General features: G+C 69.5%; 19 protein-coding genes and 2 pseudogenes. 9 read left to right on the forward strand and 12 right to left on the reverse strand.

Annotation, left to right across the window (positions count from 1 at the left end; translation table 11 throughout):
* Nucleotides 1-8: 8 nt before the first annotated feature.
* The 7 genes from JN22_RS34555 to flgF form a co-directional block, all read right to left on the reverse strand.
* Entirely contained in the window at nt 9-1,295 is a 1,287-nt protein-coding gene (locus JN22_RS34555; RefSeq protein WP_085558396.1) for a TRAP transporter large permease, read from the reverse strand.
* Nucleotides 1,292-1,798 (reverse strand): TRAP transporter small permease, encoded by a 507-nt coding sequence (locus JN22_RS34560; RefSeq protein ID WP_085558397.1) that lies wholly within the window; start codon nt 1,796-1,798, stop codon nt 1,292-1,294. Before JN22_RS34560 ends, JN22_RS34555 begins: the two co-directional genes overlap by 4 nt.
* Before the next feature lie 125 nt (nt 1,799-1,923).
* Nucleotides 1,924-2,403, reverse strand: coding sequence for a flagellar basal body-associated FliL family protein (locus JN22_RS34565; protein ID WP_085558398.1), 480 nt, complete (start codon nt 2,401-2,403; stop codon nt 1,924-1,926).
* A gap of 21 nt (nt 2,404-2,424) precedes the next feature.
* On the reverse strand, nt 2,425-3,159 hold the full coding sequence (gene flgH, locus JN22_RS34570) for a flagellar basal body L-ring protein FlgH (RefSeq protein ID WP_143269056.1): 735 nt from the start codon (nt 3,157-3,159) through the stop codon (nt 2,425-2,427).
* Between the two features lie 20 nt (nt 3,160-3,179).
* Complete coding sequence (flgA, locus tag JN22_RS34575) at nt 3,180-3,941, reverse strand: flagellar basal body P-ring formation chaperone FlgA (RefSeq protein ID WP_085558448.1); 762 nt, start codon at nt 3,939-3,941, stop codon at nt 3,180-3,182.
* Between the two features lie 5 nt (nt 3,942-3,946).
* Nucleotides 3,947-4,732, reverse strand: a complete 786-nt coding sequence (gene flgG, locus JN22_RS34580) for a flagellar basal-body rod protein FlgG (protein ID WP_085558400.1) — start codon at nt 4,730-4,732, stop codon at nt 3,947-3,949.
* Between the two features lie 12 nt (nt 4,733-4,744).
* Nucleotides 4,745-5,476, reverse strand: coding sequence for a flagellar basal-body rod protein FlgF (gene flgF, locus JN22_RS34585; RefSeq protein ID WP_085558401.1), 732 nt, complete (start codon nt 5,474-5,476; stop codon nt 4,745-4,747).
* A gap of 145 nt (nt 5,477-5,621) precedes the next feature.
* On the opposite strand from flgF, the gene JN22_RS34590 reads away from it, so the two are divergent.
* From JN22_RS34590 to JN22_RS34630, 9 genes are all read left to right on the forward strand, one after another.
* Nucleotides 5,622-8,117: a hypothetical protein gene (locus JN22_RS34590; RefSeq protein ID WP_085558402.1), complete on the forward strand. Its 2,496-nt coding sequence runs from the start codon at nt 5,622-5,624 to the stop codon at nt 8,115-8,117.
* 152 nt (nt 8,118-8,269) lie between these two features.
* Entirely contained in the window at nt 8,270-9,157 is an 888-nt protein-coding gene (gene motA, locus JN22_RS34595; protein WP_085558403.1) for a flagellar motor stator protein MotA, read from the forward strand.
* A 6-nt stretch (nt 9,158-9,163) separates the two neighbouring features.
* On the forward strand, nt 9,164-10,192 hold the full coding sequence (locus JN22_RS34600; protein ID WP_085558404.1) for a flagellar motor protein MotB: 1,029 nt from the start codon (nt 9,164-9,166) through the stop codon (nt 10,190-10,192).
* Nucleotides 10,193-10,403: 211 nt separating this feature from the next.
* Nucleotides 10,404-11,624, forward strand: a complete 1,221-nt coding sequence (locus tag JN22_RS34605; RefSeq protein WP_223678050.1) for a flagellar hook protein FlgE — start codon at nt 10,404-10,406, stop codon at nt 11,622-11,624.
* A gap of 25 nt (nt 11,625-11,649) precedes the next feature.
* Nucleotides 11,650-13,098, forward strand: coding sequence for a flagellar hook-associated protein FlgK (flgK, locus tag JN22_RS34610; RefSeq protein WP_085558406.1), 1,449 nt, complete (start codon nt 11,650-11,652; stop codon nt 13,096-13,098).
* Nucleotides 13,099-13,102: 4 nt separating this feature from the next.
* Nucleotides 13,103-14,206 carry a flagellin gene (locus JN22_RS34615; RefSeq protein ID WP_085558407.1) on the forward strand — a complete coding sequence of 368 codons (1,104 nt, stop codon included), beginning with the start codon at nt 13,103-13,105 and terminating at the stop codon, nt 14,204-14,206.
* Nucleotides 14,207-14,215: 9 nt separating this feature from the next.
* Nucleotides 14,216-15,352: a flagellar basal body P-ring protein FlgI gene (locus JN22_RS34620; RefSeq protein ID WP_085558408.1), complete on the forward strand. Its 1,137-nt coding sequence runs from the start codon at nt 14,216-14,218 to the stop codon at nt 15,350-15,352.
* Nucleotides 15,353-15,382: 30 nt separating this feature from the next.
* Nucleotides 15,383-15,718, forward strand: a complete 336-nt coding sequence (locus JN22_RS34625; RefSeq protein ID WP_085558409.1) for a rod-binding protein — start codon at nt 15,383-15,385, stop codon at nt 15,716-15,718.
* On the forward strand, nt 15,715-16,233 hold the full coding sequence (locus tag JN22_RS34630; RefSeq protein ID WP_085558410.1) for a flagellar protein FlgN: 519 nt from the start codon (nt 15,715-15,717) through the stop codon (nt 16,231-16,233). Before JN22_RS34625 ends, JN22_RS34630 begins: the two co-directional genes overlap by 4 nt.
* Before the next feature lie 24 nt (nt 16,234-16,257).
* Here the strand turns inward: JN22_RS34630 and JN22_RS34635 are convergent, their stop codons facing one another.
* The 5 genes and pseudogenes from JN22_RS34635 to JN22_RS35450 all read right to left on the reverse strand — a co-directional run.
* Complete coding sequence (locus JN22_RS34635; RefSeq protein ID WP_223678045.1) at nt 16,258-16,776, reverse strand: hypothetical protein; 519 nt, start codon at nt 16,774-16,776, stop codon at nt 16,258-16,260.
* 197 nt (nt 16,777-16,973) lie between these two features.
* Entirely contained in the window at nt 16,974-17,315 is a 342-nt protein-coding gene (locus JN22_RS34640) for an FmdB family zinc ribbon protein (RefSeq protein WP_085558412.1), read from the reverse strand.
* A 27-nt stretch (nt 17,316-17,342) separates the two neighbouring features.
* Nucleotides 17,343-18,521, reverse strand: a pseudogene (gene fmdA / locus JN22_RS34645) (formamidase); the annotation flags it as partial.
* Between the two features lie 202 nt (nt 18,522-18,723).
* Nucleotides 18,724-19,137 carry a transporter substrate-binding protein gene (locus JN22_RS35110; RefSeq protein WP_263301253.1) on the reverse strand — a complete coding sequence of 138 codons (414 nt, stop codon included), beginning with the start codon at nt 19,135-19,137 and terminating at the stop codon, nt 18,724-18,726.
* A gap of 293 nt (nt 19,138-19,430) precedes the next feature.
* Nucleotides 19,431-19,514 (reverse strand): annotated as a pseudogene (locus JN22_RS35450) (hypothetical protein); the annotation flags it as partial.
* Nucleotides 19,515-19,548 lie beyond the last annotated feature (34 nt).

Raw genomic sequence — 19,548 nt, forward strand, 5'->3', positions numbered from 1 at the left:
GCCCGCCTTCAGTACCCAAGGGTCTTCGGCAGCCAGAGCGCCAGGCCCGGAAAGGCGACCACCGCCGCCAGGGCCAGGAACATCGAGACGATCAGCCAGCCGACCCAGCGGACCGTCGCCTCCATCGTGGTGCCGGCGATCTTGCAGGTCACCATCAGATTGACCGCCATCGGCGGCGAGAACTGGCCGATGGCCAGCTTCATCGTCAGGATCACCCCGAACCACACCAAGTCCCATTGGAAATGATTGGCGATCGGCACCAGGATCGGCAGCAGGATCAGGAAGGTCGAGACGCCGTCCAGGAACATGCCGATCACCACCAGTGCCGCGATCAGCAGCGCCATCACCCCGTACTGGCCGATGCCCAGCTCGACGATGCCCTTGGCGATCGGGTCGATGACGCCCAGCGTCCCGGTCGCCCAGGCGAAGACGCCGGCCAGCGAGACGACGATCAGGATGATCGCCGACAGCTCCGCCGATTCCACCAGCACCCGGTAGAGGTCGCGCAGGGTCAGCGTCCGGTAGATGACGAAGCCGACGAACAGGCCGTAGACGGCGGCGACCACCGCCGCCTCGGTCGGGGTGAACAGCCCGGCGCGCATGCCGCCCAGGATCAGGACCGGGGCCATCAGCCCCCAGATCGCGTCCTTGAAGGCCTGCCAGATCGACGGGCGTCCCTCGCCCTCCTTCGCCACTTCGCCGAATCCGTGGTGGCGCGACATCCAGACGGCGGGAATCAGCAGAGCCAGGCCAGCGAGAATGCCGGGGATCATCCCGGCGGCGAACAGCGCCGGCACCGAGGCCTGCGGCACCATCACGCTGTAGATGATGAAGGCGATGGAGGGCGGGATCAGGATGTCGGTCGCCGCCGCGGCGCCGATGACGCTGGCGGTGAAGGCTCGCGGGTAGCCTTCGCGCAGCATCGCCGCGGTCATCACCGCGCCGACGGCGGCCGAGGTTGCCGGGCCGGAGCCGGAGATGCCGCCCATGAACATGGCAACGATGATGGCGACCGCCGGCAGCGCGCCGCGCCGCTTGCCGATCACCGCCAGCGCGAAGGTCACCAGCCGCTCCGCCACGCCGGAGCGCTCGAAGATCAGGCCGGTCAGCACGAACATCGGGATGGCCAGCAGCGGATACTTCGCCATGCCGGTGTAGACCGTGGTCGGCAGCGACATGATGCCGAGCCCGGCGACGCCGATCACCACGGCCCCGGCCAGCCCGAGCGCCATCCCGATGGGGACCCCGGCAACCAGCAGGGCGAAGAACCCTCCGAACAGCAGCGCTGTGATCATGATTCCTGCCCCCGCATCACACGCAGGAAGCGGCCCGCCGCGCGCGCCACGATGACGGCAGAGAGCACCGGCAGCCAGATCGTGTAGATCCATTGCGGCACGCCGAGCCCCGGCGAGGTTTCCTCGAACCGGTACTCGTCCCACACCAGGAGCGAACCGAAGCCGGCCAGCCCGAGGAAGACCAGGACGGTGACCGCGAGCGCGAACAGCTCGGCCCGACGGCGCATGGCAGGGGAAAGCCGGTCCATGAAATAGGTGATGCGGATGTGGTGGTTGCGGACCACGGCGACCGAGGTGCCCAGCAGGGTCATCACCACCATCAGGACGATGGCGTATTCCTCGGTGAAGGCCAGCGAGATGTTGGTCAGGTAGCGGGTCAGCACGTTCGCGAAGGTGATCAGGCCCATCGCCGCGATGGCCGCCGCCGCGAGCGCCTCCTCGATCCGGATCGGAACACGGGGGCTCGGCTCATCGCCCGGCGTCGGCTGAGTGTCTTCGGTCATCAACGAATCTCTGCTTGCGAAGTAATCCTTTCGTCACTCTAGCCGGTTTCGGGGGATCCTGTCCCACCGCATGGTGCGTAGGCAGGATTGTTTCAGGCGTGGGCAGTCCGGCGGCAGGAGCGCCTTCAGGACCGGCTGTTGTCCTGGCGCAGCAGGCGGTCGATCAGCACCGCCTTCACCGGCGGGCTGGAGTACGACCCGTTGGCGCTGCGCAGCAGGGCGGCGGACAACGCCAGCGGATCGACGGCCGGTCCGTCGAAGCTTCCCGACCCGGCCAGCCCGAACAGGGTTTCCAGCATGGCGCTGCGCGCGTGCGGCAGGCGGCGCTTCAGCATGTTGGCCTGGTCGCTGCTGCCGGCCTCCAGCGTGATCTGCGTCAGGATGAAGGCGACGGTCCGCCCCTTGGCGAGCATCGGCACGATCAACTGGCCGACCTCGACGTAATAGGGGCCGGTGCCGATGGTTTCCCCGGCCACCGGTCCGGGCGGCGCGTCGGGCGACGGCACCGGCGGCGCCGGGCGGGGCATCGCCTCGTAGCGGCCGTAGCCGTAGCCTCCGGCGAAGGCGAGGCCGGCGGCCACGGCGAACAGGAGGACGGCTTTCATGATGCGGGACTCCGCCGGCCGTCAGAAGGGCAGGATGACATCCAGAACCTGCTGGCCGTAGCGCGGCTGCTGCACATCGGTGATCTGGCCGCGCCCGCCATAGGTGATCCGGGCCTCGGCGATCTTGTCGTAGTCGATGGTGTTGACGTTGGAGATGTCCTCGGGCCGCAGCACGCCGGCGATCCGCATCTCGCGCAGCTCGTAGTTCACCCGCACCTCCTGACGGCCGGCGATGACGAAATTGCCGTTGGGCAGCACCTGGGTCACCACGGCGGCGACGCGCATGGCGATGCGCTCGGTTCGCTGGATGGTGCCGTTGCCGCTCGACGTGCTGGTGCTGTCCAGGTCGACGAGGCTCGACGGGTCGACCGCGTCGGGCAGCACCGCCGGCAGGCGGCTCTCCAGCCCGAAGAAGTTCGGCAGCCCGGCCTTCTCGCTGTTGGCGCGGCCGCGCTGGGTGCTGTTGCGCATCTGCGCCTGGTCGGAAATGTCGATGATGACGGTCAGCAGGTCGCCAACCGACTTGGCGCGCGGGTCGCCGAAGAAGTTGCGCGAGCCGGTGCGCCACAGGGAACTCGGGATCTGCTCGGTCGGCACCGGCTGCGGCATCGGCATGGAGATGACACGGGCCTCCGGCTGGAGCGCCGGGTTGGAGATCTCCGACAGGGACGGGGCGCTGCCGATGTCCGCGAGGCGCGCGCAGCCCCCCGCGGCGACGGACACCAGCAGCAACGGAACGAGGGCGGCGCGGCGCATGGCGGGTCTCCGGAGGTTCATCACGGCTGGCTTTTCAAGGCTTGGGCGCTGCCGGCGCCTTGGGCGGAGACGCGCGGGCCGCTGACCGACACCGTCTCGGCGCCGGTGACGGTGCCGGTGACGACGGTGCTGCTGGCGATGTTCATGACGCGGACGACGTCGCCGACGCCGCCCTCCTGCAAGGCCCGCCCGCGCGCGGCGAGCAGCAGCGGGCCATCCTCGTAGACCAGTGTCACCGGGCGGTTGCGCTGGACGACAATCGGCGCGCCCACCGAACCGACGTGGATCAGCCGCCCGGCCGGCATCTGACGCCGCGGCGACAGGCCGATCAGCGAGTCCGCCGACGCGACGTAACCGGCTCCGGCGCGCTCCAGCGGCATGCGGACGGTGGTGAGGTCGACCGCCTCGATGATCTCACCCGGCCGGATGCGGCGGGTGGGAACCGGCATCTCGACCTCGATCTCGGCGCGGCCGCTCAGCTCGACGATCCGACCGTTGCTGGCGACCTGGGCGCGGAAGGTGCCGGTGCGCGCGTCGTGCACGATGTCGCGCACCGTCTCGACCGGCCCGTCGAACGGCGCGCCGAGCGTCAGGGACACCCGAGCATCGGCCGGGACCGAAGGGCCGAGCGTGCCCAGCAACTCCTCGGCCAGCATGGTTTCGACGATGCCGGCCAGCGACGGGAACGGAAGGAAGAGCAGCGCGGACAGCGCCAGCAGCGCCGCCGCCAGCCGGCGGCCCCGGGGAGGGGTGCGGGGCCGGCAGGAAACGGAACGGCGCATGGCGATCACCGCATGTTGGTCATGGTGGAGGCCATCTGGTCGCCGGCCTCGACGACCTTGGCGTTCATCTCGTAGGCGCGCTGGGCCGAGATCAGCTCGGTGATCTCCTGCACCACATTGACGTTCGAGGATTCCAGGTACTTCTGGCGGATGGTGCCGAAGCCGGCCTGCCCGGCCAGGCCGTCCTGCGCCTCGCCCGACGCCGGGGTGGCGCGGAACAGGTTGTCGCCCAGCGCCTCCAGACCCGATTCGTTGACGAACACGGTCATGGCGAGCTGGCCCTGGTTGACCGGCTGCGTCTGGCCGTCGACATAGGCCAGCACCTCGCCCGAGCGGTTGATCACCACCTCGCGGGTGCCCTGCGGCACGGTGATGCCGGGGGCGACCGTGAAGCCGTCCGAGGTGACGATGGTGCCTTCCGGCGACAGCTTGAAGCTGCCGGCGCGGGTGTAGACGGTGTCGCCGCCCGGCTGGGTCACGTTGAAATAGCCGCGCCCCTCGATCGCCAGATCCAGCTCGTTGCCGGTCGAGGTCAGGCTGCCGGTGGTGTTGATGCGGTTGACCGAGGTCGGCCGCACGCCGAGCCCGATCTCGATGCCGGTCGGCACGATGGTGCCGCTGTCGGTCGACTGGCTGCCCTGGCGCCGCTCGGACTGGTACATCAGATCCTGGAATTCGGCGCGCGAGCGCTTGTAGGCCGTGGTGTTGATGTTGGCGATGTTGTTGGAGATGACCTCGACGTTCAACTGCTGGGCCATCATGCCGGTGGAGGCGATGCTGAGCACGCGCATGCTCGAAACTCCTTATTGGGATTTGCCGAGGCGGTTGATGGCGGTGCGCAGCAGATCCTGCCCGTCGTCCATCATCTTCGACACCGCCTGATAGTCGCGGGTGAGGTCCATCATCCGCCCGATCTCGGCGATGCCCTGGACGTTGGATTTCTCGACCTTGCCCTGGATCAGCCGGGTGTCCGGCGCCGGACGCGGCTCCATGCCGTCGCCGGCCTCGAACAGCAGGTCGCCGGTCTGGGCCAGCATCTGCGGATTGTCGAAGCGCGTCACCGCCAACCGGGCGACCACGTTTCCGTCGGCCGACAGCAGCCCGTCGGGGGCGATGGTGACGGTGCTGTAGTCGGAATTGATGGTGACCGGCCGCCGCCCGTCGTCGAGCACCGGGTGGCCGTTGGCGGTGACGAGCTGCCCGTCGGCGTCGCGCCGCATGCGGCCGTCGCGGGTGTAGCGCACGCCGTCCGGCGTCTGCACCGTCAGGAAACCGTCGCCGTCCAGCGCCACGTCGTAAGGGTTGTCGGTCTGCGTGAAGGCGCCCGGCCGCAGGTCGGTGTAGGTGGAGCGGTCGATGGTGAAGGCGATGCGGTCGGTCGGCTTGCGTCCGCCGGCCTCCAGCGCCGTTTCGAACAGGGTGCGCTCGCCGCGGAAGCCGGCGGTGTTCATGTTGGCGATGTTGTTCGCCACCACATCCAACTGCCGCCGCAGGGCCACCTGGCGCGACAGTCCGATGTAAAGCTGGTTCTCCATCGCGGAACACCCCTGGGTTTGAACGTGGCCTTAATCTGGACGAGGCAGTTTAAAGCCGGGTTTCAACCTGGTACCGGCATGGTCGCGTTCCATCGGCACTGAATCCGGTTTGGCGATCATTTGGATAAAATTCGGGATGACTGCGATGAAACGGCGCACAGACACAGGAATGACGGTCGCCTCGACGCTGCTTCTCGTCGCGCTGGCGACACCCGCCACGGCCGGAGCCGCCACGGTGAAGGCGCAGCTTGGCGACCATCTCGGCGATTTCTCGCGTCTGGTGTTGAGCCTGCCCGACGGCGCCGAACCCGACGCCATCGCCGACGCCTGCGCCCTGCGGGTCACCCTGCCGAAACGGGCACGCTGGCCGTTGGACGTCCTGAACGGCGTCTGGTCGGTCCGCCTCTCCGGCTTCGAGGCGGTGGAGGACGGCCGCACCCTGACCGCCGCGATCCCCTGCGGCGCCCGCGTCACCGCGCTGCGCGAGCGCAGGCTGCTGATCGTCGACGTCGCCGGCCCGCCGATACCCGGCCGCAAGCCGCTGGTCCCCGTGGACGTCTTCGCGCCGGAGACGCCGGACGGCCCGCCGGTGGCCGGGGCGGAACCGGCGCCCCTCCCCGCCCCTCCGGCGGACACCACACCGGCGGCCTCCCCGTCCCCCTCCGCCTTCAGCGAGATCGCCGGGGCGCTGAACCCGGTCGGCACCGCGAACGCCCAGCCGGCGCCAGTCAGGCTCACCCCCCTGCCAACTCCCCCCGCCGCGATTCCCGCCCCCGCCGTCGCCCCTGTTCCGGCCCAGCCCCCGGCGCCCCCCCTCCTGGTCAAGGCGGCGCCGCCGAGCCTGGAGGAGGATGTGCGGACCAGCATCGAACAGACGCTGCGGCAGCTCGAACGGCGTCCGGCCGGCAAGCCGCCGGCGTCCACCGCACCGCAGCCCGGAGCCCCGGCCGCCGCCGCGCCGGCTCCGCAGGGTCCGCCGCCGATCGGCCCGATGGATCTCCCCGCCTGGGCCGGCGACGATTTCGTGCAGACGCGCGAGCGCCTGCAACAGGCGTTGAGCGACGCGCGCGGCCGCGGCCGCGTCGACGGCTTCATCGCCCTCGCCCGCTTCGCGCTGGCCCGCGCCTTGGAGGAGGAGGGACGCGCCGCCCTCGAATCGGCCGCCGCCCAATCCCCCGCGCCCGACCAGCGCTACAGCCTGCAAATCCTCGGCGACGCCTTCCGCGCGCTCGACCGCGCCGACAAGCCGGACGACAGCCTGTTCGTGCAAATCCCGCCGGGCACCGCCCCCGACCATCACGTCTGGCGCAGCGCCACCCTCGCCCCCACCCGTTGGGCGGCGGCGCGCGAGGGGCTGCCGATCGCGCTGAAGCGTCTGCTCGACTACCCGCCCGAGCTGCGCAGCCGCCTGCTGACCATCCTCGCCGAAGCGGCCAACGCCGCGCGCGACGCCAACGCGCTGAACCTGATCGTGCTGGAGATGATCACGGTCGACGCCAAGGGCATGGCCGACGGACGGCTCGACTATTTCCGCGGCCAGTTCGCCGAGCTGCGCAACACGCCGGACACGGCGCTCGACCATTACCGCAAGGCGTCGGACCTCCGCAGCGGTCCCTACGCGCGGCGCGCCGAAGTGCGCGGGATCGAGCTGCGCCGGACCATGGGCAAGCTGGACGAGGACGGCGCCATCGCCGAGCTGGAGGCCCTGCGCTACGCCTGGCGCGGCGACGACATCGAGACCGATGCGCTGGCGGCGCTCGGCGGCGCCTACGCACGGCAGGGGCGGACCGAGGCGGCGCTCGACATGTTCGGGCTGCTTGGCCGGCGCTTCGGCGCGACAGCGCGCGGACGCGAGGCGCTCGTCGCCGGCCGCGCGCTGCTGGCCGCCGTGCTCGACCAGCTGGAACGCGCCAGGCCGGGCGGGCTCTACCCGCTGGCGCTCCAGGCGCGCCACGGCCGGCTGGTGGCGCTGGCCGACGACGGCGACGCGACGCTGCGCCGCCGCCTTGCCGCCCTGCTGGTCCGCGACGGCTACAGCGTCGAGGCGACCCGCATCCTCCACGCGCTGGCCGAGGACTCCACCGGCGCCCGCCGCGCCGAGCTGGGCGCCGCGCTGGCCCGCGCGCTGATCGATTCCGGCCGCGAGGGCGAGGCGCTGGAGGTGCTGAACCGCACCGGCGACACCAACCTCGAGACGGAACTGGCCGAGCGCCGCGCCTTGCTGCGGGCCGACGCGCTGCTTGGCGACGGCGACACCATGCGGGCGCTCGACACGCTGCGCGGGCTTGCCGGCGGGGCGGCGGACCGGCTGCGGGCGCGCGGCCTGTTCGAGGCCGGAGAGTGGCCGGCGGCGCGCACCGCCTTCGCCGAGCTGGTCGCGGCCGCCGGCGGGCAGCCGGCCGCCGAGGATGTCGCGCTCTATGGGCTGTCCGCCTATCTGGCCGGCGACACCGACACCGTGCGCGGGCTGGCCGAGAGCCAGCGCGGCCGGCTGAACGGAACGCGCTGGGCCGGGCTGCTCGACACGCTGACGCCGCCGCCGGCCAGCGACCGGCCGCTCGACAGCGACGAGGTGACCCGGCAGCTCGCCGCCGCCGACGCGCTCGACCGGCTGGCGCGTGGCTGGAGGAACCAGCCCTGACCGCTTTCCTCGCCGTCCCCTGGCCGCCGAATCCGCGAATCGTAAAGCCGCTTTAAACGCGGCGGGTTAACCAAGGGGGACGGGTTCGGCGCGCCGGCCCCCCCTGTACCGATCCCCCGAATCGACACCATCGCCGTCCCGGAGAATGAAACATGCGCTTGATGTTCGGGTTGATCGCGGTGTTCGCCAGCGTGCTCGGCGGTTTCGCCGCCATGGGCGGGCGGATGGCCGTGCTCTGGCAGCCGGTGGAGATCGTCATCATCATCGGGGCGGGGCTGGGCGGTTTCGTCATCGCCAATTCGCCGACGGTGCTGCGCGAGTCGCTGCGCACCGTCGGCGCCGTGGCGCGCGGCCGCCGCACCTCGAAAAACGACTATCTCGACATGATCGCGATGGTCTACGGCCTGCTGCGCATCGCCAAGTCCAAGGGCATGTCGCAGATCGAGGGCGACATCGACCGCCCGGCCGACAGCCCGCTGTTCACCCAGTACCCCAACGTGCTGCGGCATGAGCGCTGCATCGTCTTCCTGTGCGACTACCTGCGCCTGATGGCGCTGGGTCAGGACAACCCGCACGACATGGAGGCCCTGATGCAGGAGGAGCTGGACACGCTGGGCCGCGAGTTGGGACAGGTCCCCAAGGCGTTGCAGAACTTCGCCGACGCGCTGCCGGCGCTGGGCATCGTCGCCGCCGTGCTGGGCGTGATCAACGCGATGGGCGCCATCAGCGAGGCGCCGGAGGTGCTGGGCCACATGATCGGCGGGGCGCTGACCGGCACCTTCCTCGGCGTGCTGCTGTCCTACGGCATGGTCGGACCGATCGCCAGCGCCGCCCGCCAGCGCCGCGAATCCGAGCTGAACATGTTCTTCTGCATCAAGGCGGCACTGTGCGCCTATCTGCGCGGCAGCCCGCCGCAGGTCTGCGCCGAGTACGCCCGGAAGGTGCTCTACACCGACATCCAGCCCAGCCTCGCCGAAGTCGAGGTCGCCACCACCCTGTCCTCGCAGGCCAAGGGCCGCGAGGGCCGGCAGGCCGCGTGACCGCCGATGCCGCGCAAACCCGCCCTTCCCCCGATCATCGTCAAGCGCCACCTCGCCGCCCATGACGAGGAGGAGCACAACGGCACCTGGAAGCTGGCCTACGCCGACTTCGTGACGGCGATGATGACCTTCTTCCTGGTGATGTGGCTGATGAACATCACCACCACCGAACAGCGCAAGGGCATCGCCGACTACTTCAACCCGGTCGCCGTGTCGCAGAGCCAGTCCGGCGCCGACGGCATGCTGTCGGGCCGGTCGGTGGACAAGAGCGGCTCGCTGACCACCCCCAACGCGGAGGGCGACCAGGCCAGCCCGGTGGCCTCGCCACCGGTCGTCGCCTCGGTCGGCGACAGCGATCGCCAGCCGGCCGGCCGCAAGGATCCGATGCCCCACCCGCTGGGCGGCCGGACTCCGGGCGAACCGGTCGACCTGCTGCGCGCGCCGCCGGCGTCTTCCGCCGACTCCGCCCCGGCACCCGCCGGCAGCACGGCCAGCCTGGGTGCCACCCGCGCCGAGCTGGAGGCTCTGCTCGACCAGCAGTCGGCCGAGCTGACCGAGAAGGCCGCCCTGGAGACGCTGGAGCGCGACCTGCGCGGCCGCATCGCCGCGTCGCCGGAGCTCAGCGCCCTGTCCGACAGCGTGGTGATCCAGCAGGTTCCCGAGGGTCTGCGCGTGCAGTTGACCGACCAGGCCCGCTTCTCGATGTTCAAGGTCGGCTCGGCCCAGATGAACGAGCCGGGCCGCCGTCTGATGCGGATGGTGGCGGCGGCTCTGGCCCCGGTGCCCAACGGCATCGCCATCGCCGGCCACACGGACGGGCTCGGCTACGCCGCCGAATCGAAGTACGGAAACTGGGAGCTGTCGAGCGACCGCGCCAACGCCGCCCGCCGCGAGCTGGTCGGCGCCGGCATCTCGGCGAAGCGGATCGTCCGCGTCGAGGGCCGCGCCGACCTCGACCATTTCGCCGCCAACGCTCCGCTCGACCCCAGCAACCGCCGCATCAGCATCACCCTGCTGCGCAAGCCGGCGGGATGAACGGGCATCCGTTCCCCGAACGGAAAAGACCAAGGATTGAGCCGAGAAAACGGCCGGCATTTTAACAAAAGCGGGCCGGTTTTCCTTTAAAGCGCCTTTAAAACCACCGCGCTATCGTCGCTCCATCAGTCCTCCGTGGAGAATCCCGGGACGCCCCTCCCCTTCGTTCGACGGTTGACCAGAGGATTCCACGATGAGCCTGTACAGCGCCATGCGATCCGGAGTCAGCGGCATGTCCGCCCAGAGCTCTCGCCTCGCCGCCATCTCGGACAACATCAGCAACTCGCAGACGGTGGGCTACAAGCGGGCCACGGTGGACTTCTCGACCCTGTTGACCTCCCCCGGCAGCAGCGTCTACACGGCCGGCGGCGTGCAGTCGAGCAGCCGCTACCAGATCGAGCAGGACGGCACGCCGATCGGCACCAACTCGGCGACCGACATGGCGATCAGCGGCAGCGGCTTCTTCGTGGTCGGCAACAACAGCTCGGGATCGCCGCAATATTCGCTGACCCGCGCCGGCAGCTTCAAGCCCGACGACAGCGGCTATCTGCGCAACACGGCCGGCCAGTATCTGGAAGCGTGGAAACTGGCGCCCGACGGCAGCCTGCCCAACGTCAGCACCACCCGCTTCGACGATCTGGAGCCGGTCAACATCGGCAACCTGCTCTATGGCGGCAGCCGCACGACGGGAATGCAATTCTCCGGCAACCTGCCGGGCCAGGCGGTGAGCGGCGACACCTTCACAACGACGCCAAGCTTCTACGACGGGCTCGGCAACGCCCAGGATCTCAAGCTGACCTGGACCAAGACCGCCAATCCCAACGAATGGACGCTGGGGGCCACCGCTCCCACCGGCTACACCGTGACCGGCGCCCCGGTGACCGTCACCTTCGCGGCGACCGGCCCCTACGCCGGCATGCCGGTGGACGGGTCGGGCAACCCGGTCACCCCGGCCTCCTTCACCATCACCTCGCCGGCCACGCCGACCGCCGACACCATCACCTTCAGCATGGGCAACGTCACCCAGCTCAACGGCGACTACATCCCGCAGGTCATCGGCGACGGCGCGAAGGTCGGGCGGGTCAGCACGGTGAACATCGACGACACCGGAAAGCTCTGGGTGGTCTACGACAACGGCGCCCGGCAGGCGCTCTACCAGGTTCCGGTCGCCAACGTGGTGAATCCGGACGGTCTGGTCGCCCAGAACGGCAACACCTTCACGCTGGGCATGGACGCCGGCCCCCTGAGCCTGAGCAAGGGCAACAGCGCCGGCGCCGGCAGCGTGATCGGCGGGGCGCTGGAGCAGTCCAACGTCGATATCGCCACCGAACTGGTCTCGCTGATCGAGACCCAGCGCGCCTACTCGTCGAACGCCACCATCGTGCGCACCGCCGACGAGATGGTCGACGAGACCAATCGCCTGAAGCGTTGAGCGCGAGAAGCGACGGAGCCCAGTCATGAGCGTTCAATTGGCCCTGTCCGCCGCCCTGTCCGGGCTGCGCACGACCCAGCAGCAGGCCGCCCTGCTCTCGCACAACATCGCCAACGCGACCACCCCCGGCTATGTCCGCCGCGACCTCGCCCTGTCGGCATCCGTCACCGGCGGACAGGGGGCCGGCGTCAAGGTCGACGCCATCGCCCGCAAGGTCGACGAGCTGCTGATCCGCGACGCCCGCTACGAGACCAGCCGCTACACCGGGCAGGAGGCGCGCGCCTCGGCGCTGGCCGACTACGCACTGGTGCTGGGGCAGCCGCAGGACGAGCGTTCGGTCTCGACCCTGCTGTCGAAGCTCCAGCAATCCTTCGCGCGCCTGCACGACATGCCGAACGACGACGCCGCGCAGAACGCGGTGGTCGCCCAGGCGGTGGCCCTGACCCAGGGCCTGAACAACGCCGCCGAGGCGGCCCGGACGGTGGAGACCGACGCGCGCAACCGGCTCCAGAACTCGGTGGACACGGTCAACGCGTCGCTCCAGCGCATCGGCGAGCTGAACGGAGCCATCGCCAGCCTCGACGCCAAGGGCGGCGACACCGGCGATCTGCGCGACGAGCGCGACCGGCTGCTCGACACCGTGTCGGAGGAGATCGGCATCCGCACCTACAGCCGCGACGACGGGCAGGTCGTGGTGATGACCCGCAACGGCCAGACCCTGCTCGACGGCCAGCTCGACCCCGGCGAGACGCCGCTGACCATCGTCGGCAACGACCTGTTGGCGAACGGCTCCCGGCTGGTGTGGCTGGGTTCGGGCGCTCCGCCGACCGGCACCAACCCCAGCCCCGACACGGAGATCCAGACCGGCCGCATCATGGGCTATGTCCAGACCGTCAAGCAGGACATGCCGCGCGCGCTGGCCCAGCTTGACGAGTTGGCCGCCGGAATCGTCCAGCGCTTCCGGAGCGCCGAGACCGACCCCGATATGACCAAGCCGGGCCTGTTCACCGACAACGGCGCTGCCTACACGACCACCGCCGGGCTTGCCTCGCGCATTGCCGTAAATAATTTGGTCAGGACGGAAAGCTGGCGGGTGCAAAGCGGCGTCCTGGCCCTGGCGGCGCTGCCGGCCGGCGACCAGACGCAGATCGAGCGATTCTCCGCCGCCTTTACCGCGACCACCGGCGCCTTCGCGCCGGGCCTGGACCTGCCGACGGCGGCGACGACGCTGGGCGACTACGCGACCGCGATGGTGTCGGTCCAGCAGGGCTACCGCACCACCGCCGAATCCGAGATGAACTCGCGCAAGATCAGCGCCGACACCCTGCAATCGGCGCGCATCAACCGCGACGGCGTCAACATCGACGACGAGATGCAGAAACTCCTGCTGATCGAGCAAAGCTACGGCGCCAGCGCCCAGGTGGTGCAGGTCGCCGGCCGCATGATCGACATCCTGCTCCAGATCAAGGGCTGAGCCGATGCTGTACAACACGCTCTCCACGCTGGGCATGTCCCGCCGCCTGCAAACCACGCTGACGCAGTTGCAGATGGACATGGTGCGGGCAAACGAGGAGATCGCCACCGGCGTCCACGCCGACGTCTCCGCGACCATCGGCGCCCGCACCGGCCGCGACATCGCGCTGCGCAACATGTTCGACCGCACCGAGGAGTATCTGAAGACCACCGCGCTGCTCGACGGCCGCATGGGCACGATGGACAGCGCGATGACCAGCATCCTGACCGCCGGAACGGATCTTCTGGCCACCGCCTCCACCGGCCTCGGCCAGCAGGCGCCGACCGGCGTGTCGTTGCAGAACAAGGCGAAGGCGACGCTCGACCAGATCGTCGGCATGCTGAACGCGGCGTCGGGCAACGCCTATCTCTTCGCCGGCACGGCGGTCGAGGCGCCGCCGATGCGCGCCGTCGACGGCGACAAGTCCGGCCTGCCCTCGCCGATGCAGATCGTCCGCGACGCCATCACGGCGGCGACCGGCGGTTCGGCGATGCCGACCACGGCGGCGCAGACGGCGGCGGTCATCGCCACGCTGGACGACCTGTTCGCGGTGCGCGACCCGGCCACCGCGGCGCCGGCGCCGCTGACCGACACCTTCGAGGGCGGATTCTACACCGGCACGACGGCGATGCAGGCGGGCGGCGGGGCCTCCCCGCGCATCACCGGCCGGCCGGCCGACGCCACCAGCGTCCCCTACGGCGTGCAGGCCAACGACCCGATGTTCCGCGACCTGCTGCAAGGCGCCTACATGCTGGCGGCGGTCGACACCTCGACAATGGAGCCGGCAGCCTACAAGGACTACATCGAGGAGGCGGTCTCCAAGATGTCGAAGGGTCTCGGCGACCTGCGGCAGGCGACGGCGCTGCTCGGCATCCAGCGCAACCAGATCGCCTCGGTGGCCGAGCAGCACCAGACGCAGAAGACCATCCTCAACCTCCAGATCGACAATCTGGAAGGCGTCGATTACGGGGAGGCGAGCACGCGGATCAGCAATCTGGAGGCACAGATCGACGCGACCGCCAGCGCCACCGCCCGCATCGCCAAGATGCATCTGACCAACTACCTCTAGGCGATCGCGATGACCCGCTTTCCTGCCGCCACCCGGATGGCTGCCGCCGCTCTGCTGGCGCTGGTCGCGCTCAGCGTTCCGCCGGCCATGGGGACGGCGGCGGCGCAGACGCGGGTCAAGGACCTCGTGACCTTCGACGGCGTGCGCCGCAACCAGCTCGTCGGCTACGGCCTGGTGGTCGGGCTGAACGGCACCGGCGACCGGCTGATCAACGCGCCCTTCACCGAGCAGAGCCTGAAGGGCATGATGGAGCGGCTCGGCATCAACACCCGCGGCGAGACGCTGCGCACCCGCAACGCCGCGGCGGTGATGGTGACGGCCAGCCTCCAGCCCTTCTCGCGCCAGGGCACCACGGTGGACGTGACGGTGTCGGCGCTGGGCGACGCGACCAGCCTGCTCGGCGGCACGCTGGTGGTGACGCCGCTGCTCGGCGCCGACGGGCAGGCCTACGCGGTGGCGCAGGGGCCGCTGTCGGTCAGCGGCTTCTCGGCCGGCGGTACGGCCGCGACGGTGACCAAGGGCGTGCCGACCGCCGCCCGCATCGCCAACGGCGCCATCGTCGAGCGCGAGCTGAAATACGCGCTGAACGACATCGGCGGCGTGCGGATGGCGCTGCGCAACCCCGACTTCACCACGGCGAACCGCATCGCCGACGCGGTGAACGGCCGGCTCGGCGCCGGCAGCGCGCGGGTGCTCGACCTGACCACGGTGGACGTGCGGATCGCCGGTCCCTATGTCGGCAACGTCTCGCGCCTGATCGGCGAGATCGAGCAGCTCCACGTCCGGCCCGATGCCATCGCCCGCGTCGTGGTCGACGAGCGCAGCGGCACCATCGTCATCGGCGACGACGTGCGGGTCAGCCGGGTCGCCATCACCCAGGGCAACCTGACCGTCCGCGTCGTGGAGACCCCGCAGGTCTCGCAACCGCAGCCCTTCAGCAACGGCCAGACCGTCGTCGTGCCGCGCACCGACGTGCAGGTGCAGGAGGGCAATGGACGCCAGTTCGTCACGGTCGGTGGCAACGTCAGCCTGCAACAGCTCGTCAACGGACTGAACGCGCTGGGCGTCGGCCCGCGCGACATGGTGGCGATCCTTCAGGCGATCAAGGCGGCCGGTGCCCTGCACGCCGACCTGGAAATCATCTGATTGCGGAACGGCGGAAAGGAGAAGGCTTCCATGGATGTCAGCGCGGTGAACCACCACCGGCCCACGGCGGCGGCCCCGGCAACCGTCCCGGCCGCGGCGGACAAGGTCGCCCAGGAATTCGAGGCGATGATCGTCGGCCAGATGATGGAGAGCATGTTTGCCGGGTTGGAGAGCAGCACTACCTTCGGCGGCGGCGGTCCTTCGGAAAAGCCGTGGCGCAGCTTCATGCTCCAGGAATACGGCAAGGCCATCGCCGAGGCCGGCACGCTGGGCATCGGCGCGATGGTCCGCGAAGAGGTCGCCCGCCTCTACGCCGCCCAACAGGCTCCCCAATCGGCCCAGCAACCGGCGGAGACCGCGTCATGAGCGTGAGTGTCAAGGATCTCATCCACGAGTTCGCCGCCGAGAAGAAACTCGACGACGCGCCCGTCGTCGAAGCCGCCGCCGAGCTTCCCGCTTATGACGGCGCCACCGCGCTGACCGTCAGTGAGTTCCTCGACACGGTCGAGGCGCTCTGCGCCGTGCTGGAGGAGGAATCCGCCTGCATCGCCGCCGGCATGCTCGACCGGCTGGAGGTCTACGCCAACCGCAAGACCGCGATGGCCGAAAAGCTGGACAGCATCGCCTTGCAGGCACGCGCCGACGGCATCCGCCTGCCCGATGCTCTGCGCGCCATGACGCTGGAGCGCGTCGAACGGCTGGACAGGGCGGTCAGCGCAAACGCCAGCGGACTGGTCGCCCTGCGCAAGGCGGTGCTGACCATCAACCGCAACCTGCTGGCGGCGCTGGAAAAGGCGGCGAGCGACGGCACCTACGCCCGCAGCGGGCAGGCCATGCGCCCGGTCGAGCTGTCGGCCTCGGGCCTGAACACCACATTGTGAGGGGACCGTGACGGCCGTGCGGCGTCAGGACGGCCGGCTCTTGACGCTCGACAGCTCGCCCGCCTCCTCCAGCTTGACGATGCAGGCGACCAGCGCGCGCTGGAAGCCGCGGGAGTCCGACGGCAGCGCCACCCCCTGCCCGGTCGGCCAGAACTCGACGAAGGCCTGGTTGGCGTCGGCGCTGCCGTCCGGCCATTCGAAGGCGACGCCCAGCCCGATCTCCACCGTCTTGCGGCGGTGGTCGGTGACGAGGATCTGCGCCTCCCAGTGCATCCCGCCGGATCCCTTCTCGGCCCGCTGGTGGCTCCAGGTCCGCAGATAGTCGCGGAAGGTCTCCGAATTGCGGTCGAGCCGCATGTAGGTCGAGCAATCGACCACCGCCGGGGCGAAACGGGCCGTGTAGCGCGCCTGCGCCAGCGCACGCGACACCTCGGCGCACAGGCCATCCATCAACGTCAGGCTGCGACGCACGGTTTCGGCGATGGCGGTGGCAAGGGCCGCACCCTTCAACGCCGGCTTCGACGCGCGGTCGTTGCGGTACATATCGAAAAGATCGTCCGAATCGCCCATCGCCGTCCCGGTGCCAACGCCCTGCCCCAGGGCCTGTTACCGTCCAATCCAGCAAAAACAAATTAATACCTCGTGAACCGGGCGGAAAAAGGTCGCACCCGAAGCAAAAGGGGGACAGGAGCGGAAGCCCCGGTCCCCCTTTTCCATTCCCGCGGCGATTCAGTCCGCCGTCAGTGGCTGATCATCCAGGGGCGCGCCGTCGGGAACGCCTTGGAGCCGTCGGCGCCGCGCGCCACCGTCCGGCCGGTCTTCGACCCGCCGCCGCAGCCGCAGTTGGGACCGTGCTTGTGGCCGATCTCCGACAGCATCTTCGGCCGGTCGGCGCTGCGCTCGTTGGTGCCGTGGGCCTTGCGCGTCGCCGCCGAGACGGTCGAGAAGGCCGGGGCCGTGCGCATCACCCGCGGCGACGCGGCGGCGCAGACCGGGCAGGGCTGCGGCTCCCGGCATTCCGCCATCGGCCGCAGGTCGGTGAAGTCGCCGCAGCTCGGGCATTCGTAATCGTACATCGGCATGGCGACGCTCTCCTTCCCCGCTCCGCGTTACTTGTCCTGGGCGATCGGCAGATCGACGTCGCCGGTGACGAACTTCGTCGGCCCGTTGGCGTTCGGCTTGATGTCGAAATCGAAGATCTCGGTCGGCAGGAACAGGGTGGCGCAGGCGTTCGGCACATCGACCACGCCGCTGATGTGGCCCTGCACCGGCGCCGTGCCGAGGATCGAGTAGGCCTGGGCGCCCGAATAGCCGAACTTCTTCAGATACTCGATGGCGTTCAGGCAGGCCTGGCGGTAGGCGACATGGACGTCGAGGTAATGCTGCTCGCCGGCCTCGTCGACCGAGATGCCCTCGAAGATCAGATAGTCGTTGTAGGTCGGGACGATCGGGCTGGGCCGGAAGATCGGGTTCTTGATGCCGTACTTCGCCATGCCGTCCTTGATCAGATCGACCTTCAGATGCGCCCAGCCGGCCATCTCGATGGCGCCGCAGAAGGTGATCTCGCCGTCGCCCTGGCTGAAATGCAGATCGCCCATCGACAGACCGGCGCCCTTCACATAGACCGGGAAGTAGATCTTGGAGCCGCGCGACAGATCCTTGATGTCGCAATTGCCGCCATGCTCGCGCGGCGGCACGGTGCGGGCACCCTCGGCGGCGGCCTTGTCGCGGGCGTCGCCCTTCAGCCGGCCCATGTGGGCGGTCGGCGCGTAGGGCGGGTTGGCGAGGCCGGGGACGCGGGTCGGGTTGGTGTCGATCAGCGCCTGCTCGCGCCTGTTCCACTTGGCCAGCAGATCGTGCGACGGCAGGCAGCCGATCAGGCCCGGATGGATCAGCCCGGCGAAGCGCACGCCCGGAATGTGGCGCGACTTGGTGAACATGCCCTCGAAGTCCCAGATCGACTTCTGGGCCAGCGGAAAATGCTCGGTCAGGAAGCCGCCGCCGTTCTGCTTGGAGAAGAAGCCGTTGAAGCCCCATTGCTGCTGCGGGAAGGCGCCGATGTCGAGCAGATCGACCACCAGCAGGTCGCCCGGCTCGGCCCCCTCGACGCCGACCGGCCCGCTGAGGAAGTGGACCTGGCTGAGATCGACGTCGCGGACATCGGCCGCGCTGTCGTCGTTCATGATCTGGCCGCCGGTCCAGTCGTAGCATTCCAGGATGAAATCGTCGCCCGGCTTCACCGTGACCGCCATCGGGATGTCCGGGTGCCAGCGGTTGTGGATCATGTCGTTTTCATAGGGGACTTCGACAGATCGACCTTGACGAGGGTGTCGGCCATGTTTGGTCTTCCTTGGTTTTGTGGATTGGTTGGGCGGTGTTCGGGCAAAACCCCACCCTCACCCTCCCTCGCCACGAGCGGGGGAAGGAGGCAGGAGCTTCGTGGAAGGGCGGCGGAGAGCTAGGGCGAGGGCACGGGGCGCAACGGCTTCCTTAGGCCGCGATCTCGCGGAAGCCGTCCGGGAAGGGGTTGGGCTCGATCAGGTCGCGGGTCTCGTGGACGACGTCGAACTGGCCGTCGCGGCGCGCCCGGCCGACCCGCGTCCGGGTCCACAGGTGATGGTTCTCGTGGATGCGGGTGCGAACCGGCCGGCGCGTCGGTGAACTCGATGCCGGGGGAGGCGGCGACGACGCGGGCGACGTCGAAGCTGCCCGCCTTCTCCACCGCCAGCTTCCACAGCCAGGGGCCGACATAGGCGTGGCGGTGACGTCGCCGATCACGCTCTCCGCCCCCCACATCGCCTTGAAGGCGGCGACGAAGGCCCGGTTGGCCGGCAGGTCGAGCCCCTGGAAATACTTGGCGCAGGTGTAGGCGCCGGCGATGTAGTCGCCGCCGATGCCGAGCATCTCGTCCTCGGTGACGCTGTTGGTCAGCAGGGTCTGGGTGCCGGAGATCGATCCCGGCCGCCTTCAGCTGCTTGTAGAAGGCGACGTTGGAACCGCCGACGACGATCGGGTAGATCACGTCGGGCCTGGTCGCCTTGATCGTGTTGACGATCGCCTCGAAGCGGTGTGGCCGAGTTCGACATACTCCTCGCCGACGACGCGGCAGCCCTTGCGTTCGATGTGGCGCCGCGCGATGGGTTCGACGCGCGCGGCCAGATTAGTCGGAGCCGACAGAAGAAGCTCTTCGCCCCCTTCTCGCGCATCACCCAGTCGAGCCCGGCGAGGATCTGCTGGGTCGCCTCCTGGCCGGTGTAGATGACATGTTTGGACTGCTCCAAACCCTCGTAGAAGGTGGGATAATAGAGCAGGCCA

The organism is Azospirillum agricola (assembly GCF_020005195.1).
Lineage (GTDB): Bacteria > Pseudomonadota > Alphaproteobacteria > Azospirillales > Azospirillaceae > Azospirillum > Azospirillum agricola.

What these genes read in the sequence shown, in the direction of transcription:
- JN22_RS34555 (WP_085558396.1), bottom strand. Translation starts at nt 1,295, where the DNA reads ATGATCACAGCGCTGCTGTTCGGAGGGTTCTTCGCCCTGCTGGTTGCC.
- JN22_RS34560 (WP_085558397.1), bottom strand. Translation starts at nt 1,798, where the DNA reads ATGACCGAAGACACTCAGCCGACGCCGGGCGATGAGCCGAGCCCCCGT.
- JN22_RS34565 (WP_085558398.1), bottom strand. Translation starts at nt 2,403, where the DNA reads ATGAAAGCCGTCCTCCTGTTCGCCGTGGCCGCCGGCCTCGCCTTCGCC.
- flgH (WP_143269056.1), bottom strand. Translation starts at nt 3,159, where the DNA reads ATGCGCCGCGCCGCCCTCGTTCCGTTGCTGCTGGTGTCCGTCGCCGCG.
- flgA (WP_085558448.1), bottom strand. Translation starts at nt 3,941, where the DNA reads ATGCGCCGTTCCGTTTCCTGCCGGCCCCGCACCCCTCCCCGGGGCCGC.
- flgG (WP_085558400.1), bottom strand. Translation starts at nt 4,732, where the DNA reads ATGCGCGTGCTCAGCATCGCCTCCACCGGCATGATGGCCCAGCAGTTG.
- flgF (WP_085558401.1), bottom strand. Translation starts at nt 5,476, where the DNA reads ATGGAGAACCAGCTTTACATCGGACTGTCGCGCCAGGTGGCCCTGCGG.
- JN22_RS34590 (WP_085558402.1), top strand. Translation starts at nt 5,622, where the DNA reads ATGAAACGGCGCACAGACACAGGAATGACGGTCGCCTCGACGCTGCTT.
- motA (WP_085558403.1), top strand. Translation starts at nt 8,270, where the DNA reads ATGCGCTTGATGTTCGGGTTGATCGCGGTGTTCGCCAGCGTGCTCGGC.
- JN22_RS34600 (WP_085558404.1), top strand. Translation starts at nt 9,164, where the DNA reads ATGCCGCGCAAACCCGCCCTTCCCCCGATCATCGTCAAGCGCCACCTC.
- JN22_RS34605 (WP_223678050.1), top strand. Translation starts at nt 10,404, where the DNA reads ATGCGATCCGGAGTCAGCGGCATGTCCGCCCAGAGCTCTCGCCTCGCC.
- flgK (WP_085558406.1), top strand. Translation starts at nt 11,650, where the DNA reads ATGAGCGTTCAATTGGCCCTGTCCGCCGCCCTGTCCGGGCTGCGCACG.
- JN22_RS34615 (WP_085558407.1), top strand. Translation starts at nt 13,103, where the DNA reads ATGCTGTACAACACGCTCTCCACGCTGGGCATGTCCCGCCGCCTGCAA.
- JN22_RS34620 (WP_085558408.1), top strand. Translation starts at nt 14,216, where the DNA reads ATGACCCGCTTTCCTGCCGCCACCCGGATGGCTGCCGCCGCTCTGCTG.
- JN22_RS34625 (WP_085558409.1), top strand. Translation starts at nt 15,383, where the DNA reads ATGGATGTCAGCGCGGTGAACCACCACCGGCCCACGGCGGCGGCCCCG.
- JN22_RS34630 (WP_085558410.1), top strand. Translation starts at nt 15,715, where the DNA reads ATGAGCGTGAGTGTCAAGGATCTCATCCACGAGTTCGCCGCCGAGAAG.
- JN22_RS34635 (WP_223678045.1), bottom strand. Translation starts at nt 16,776, where the DNA reads ATGTACCGCAACGACCGCGCGTCGAAGCCGGCGTTGAAGGGTGCGGCC.
- JN22_RS34640 (WP_085558412.1), bottom strand. Translation starts at nt 17,315, where the DNA reads ATGCCGATGTACGATTACGAATGCCCGAGCTGCGGCGACTTCACCGAC.
- JN22_RS35110 (WP_263301253.1), bottom strand. Translation starts at nt 19,137, where the DNA reads ATGCTCGGCATCGGCGGCGACTACATCGCCGGCGCCTACACCTGCGCC.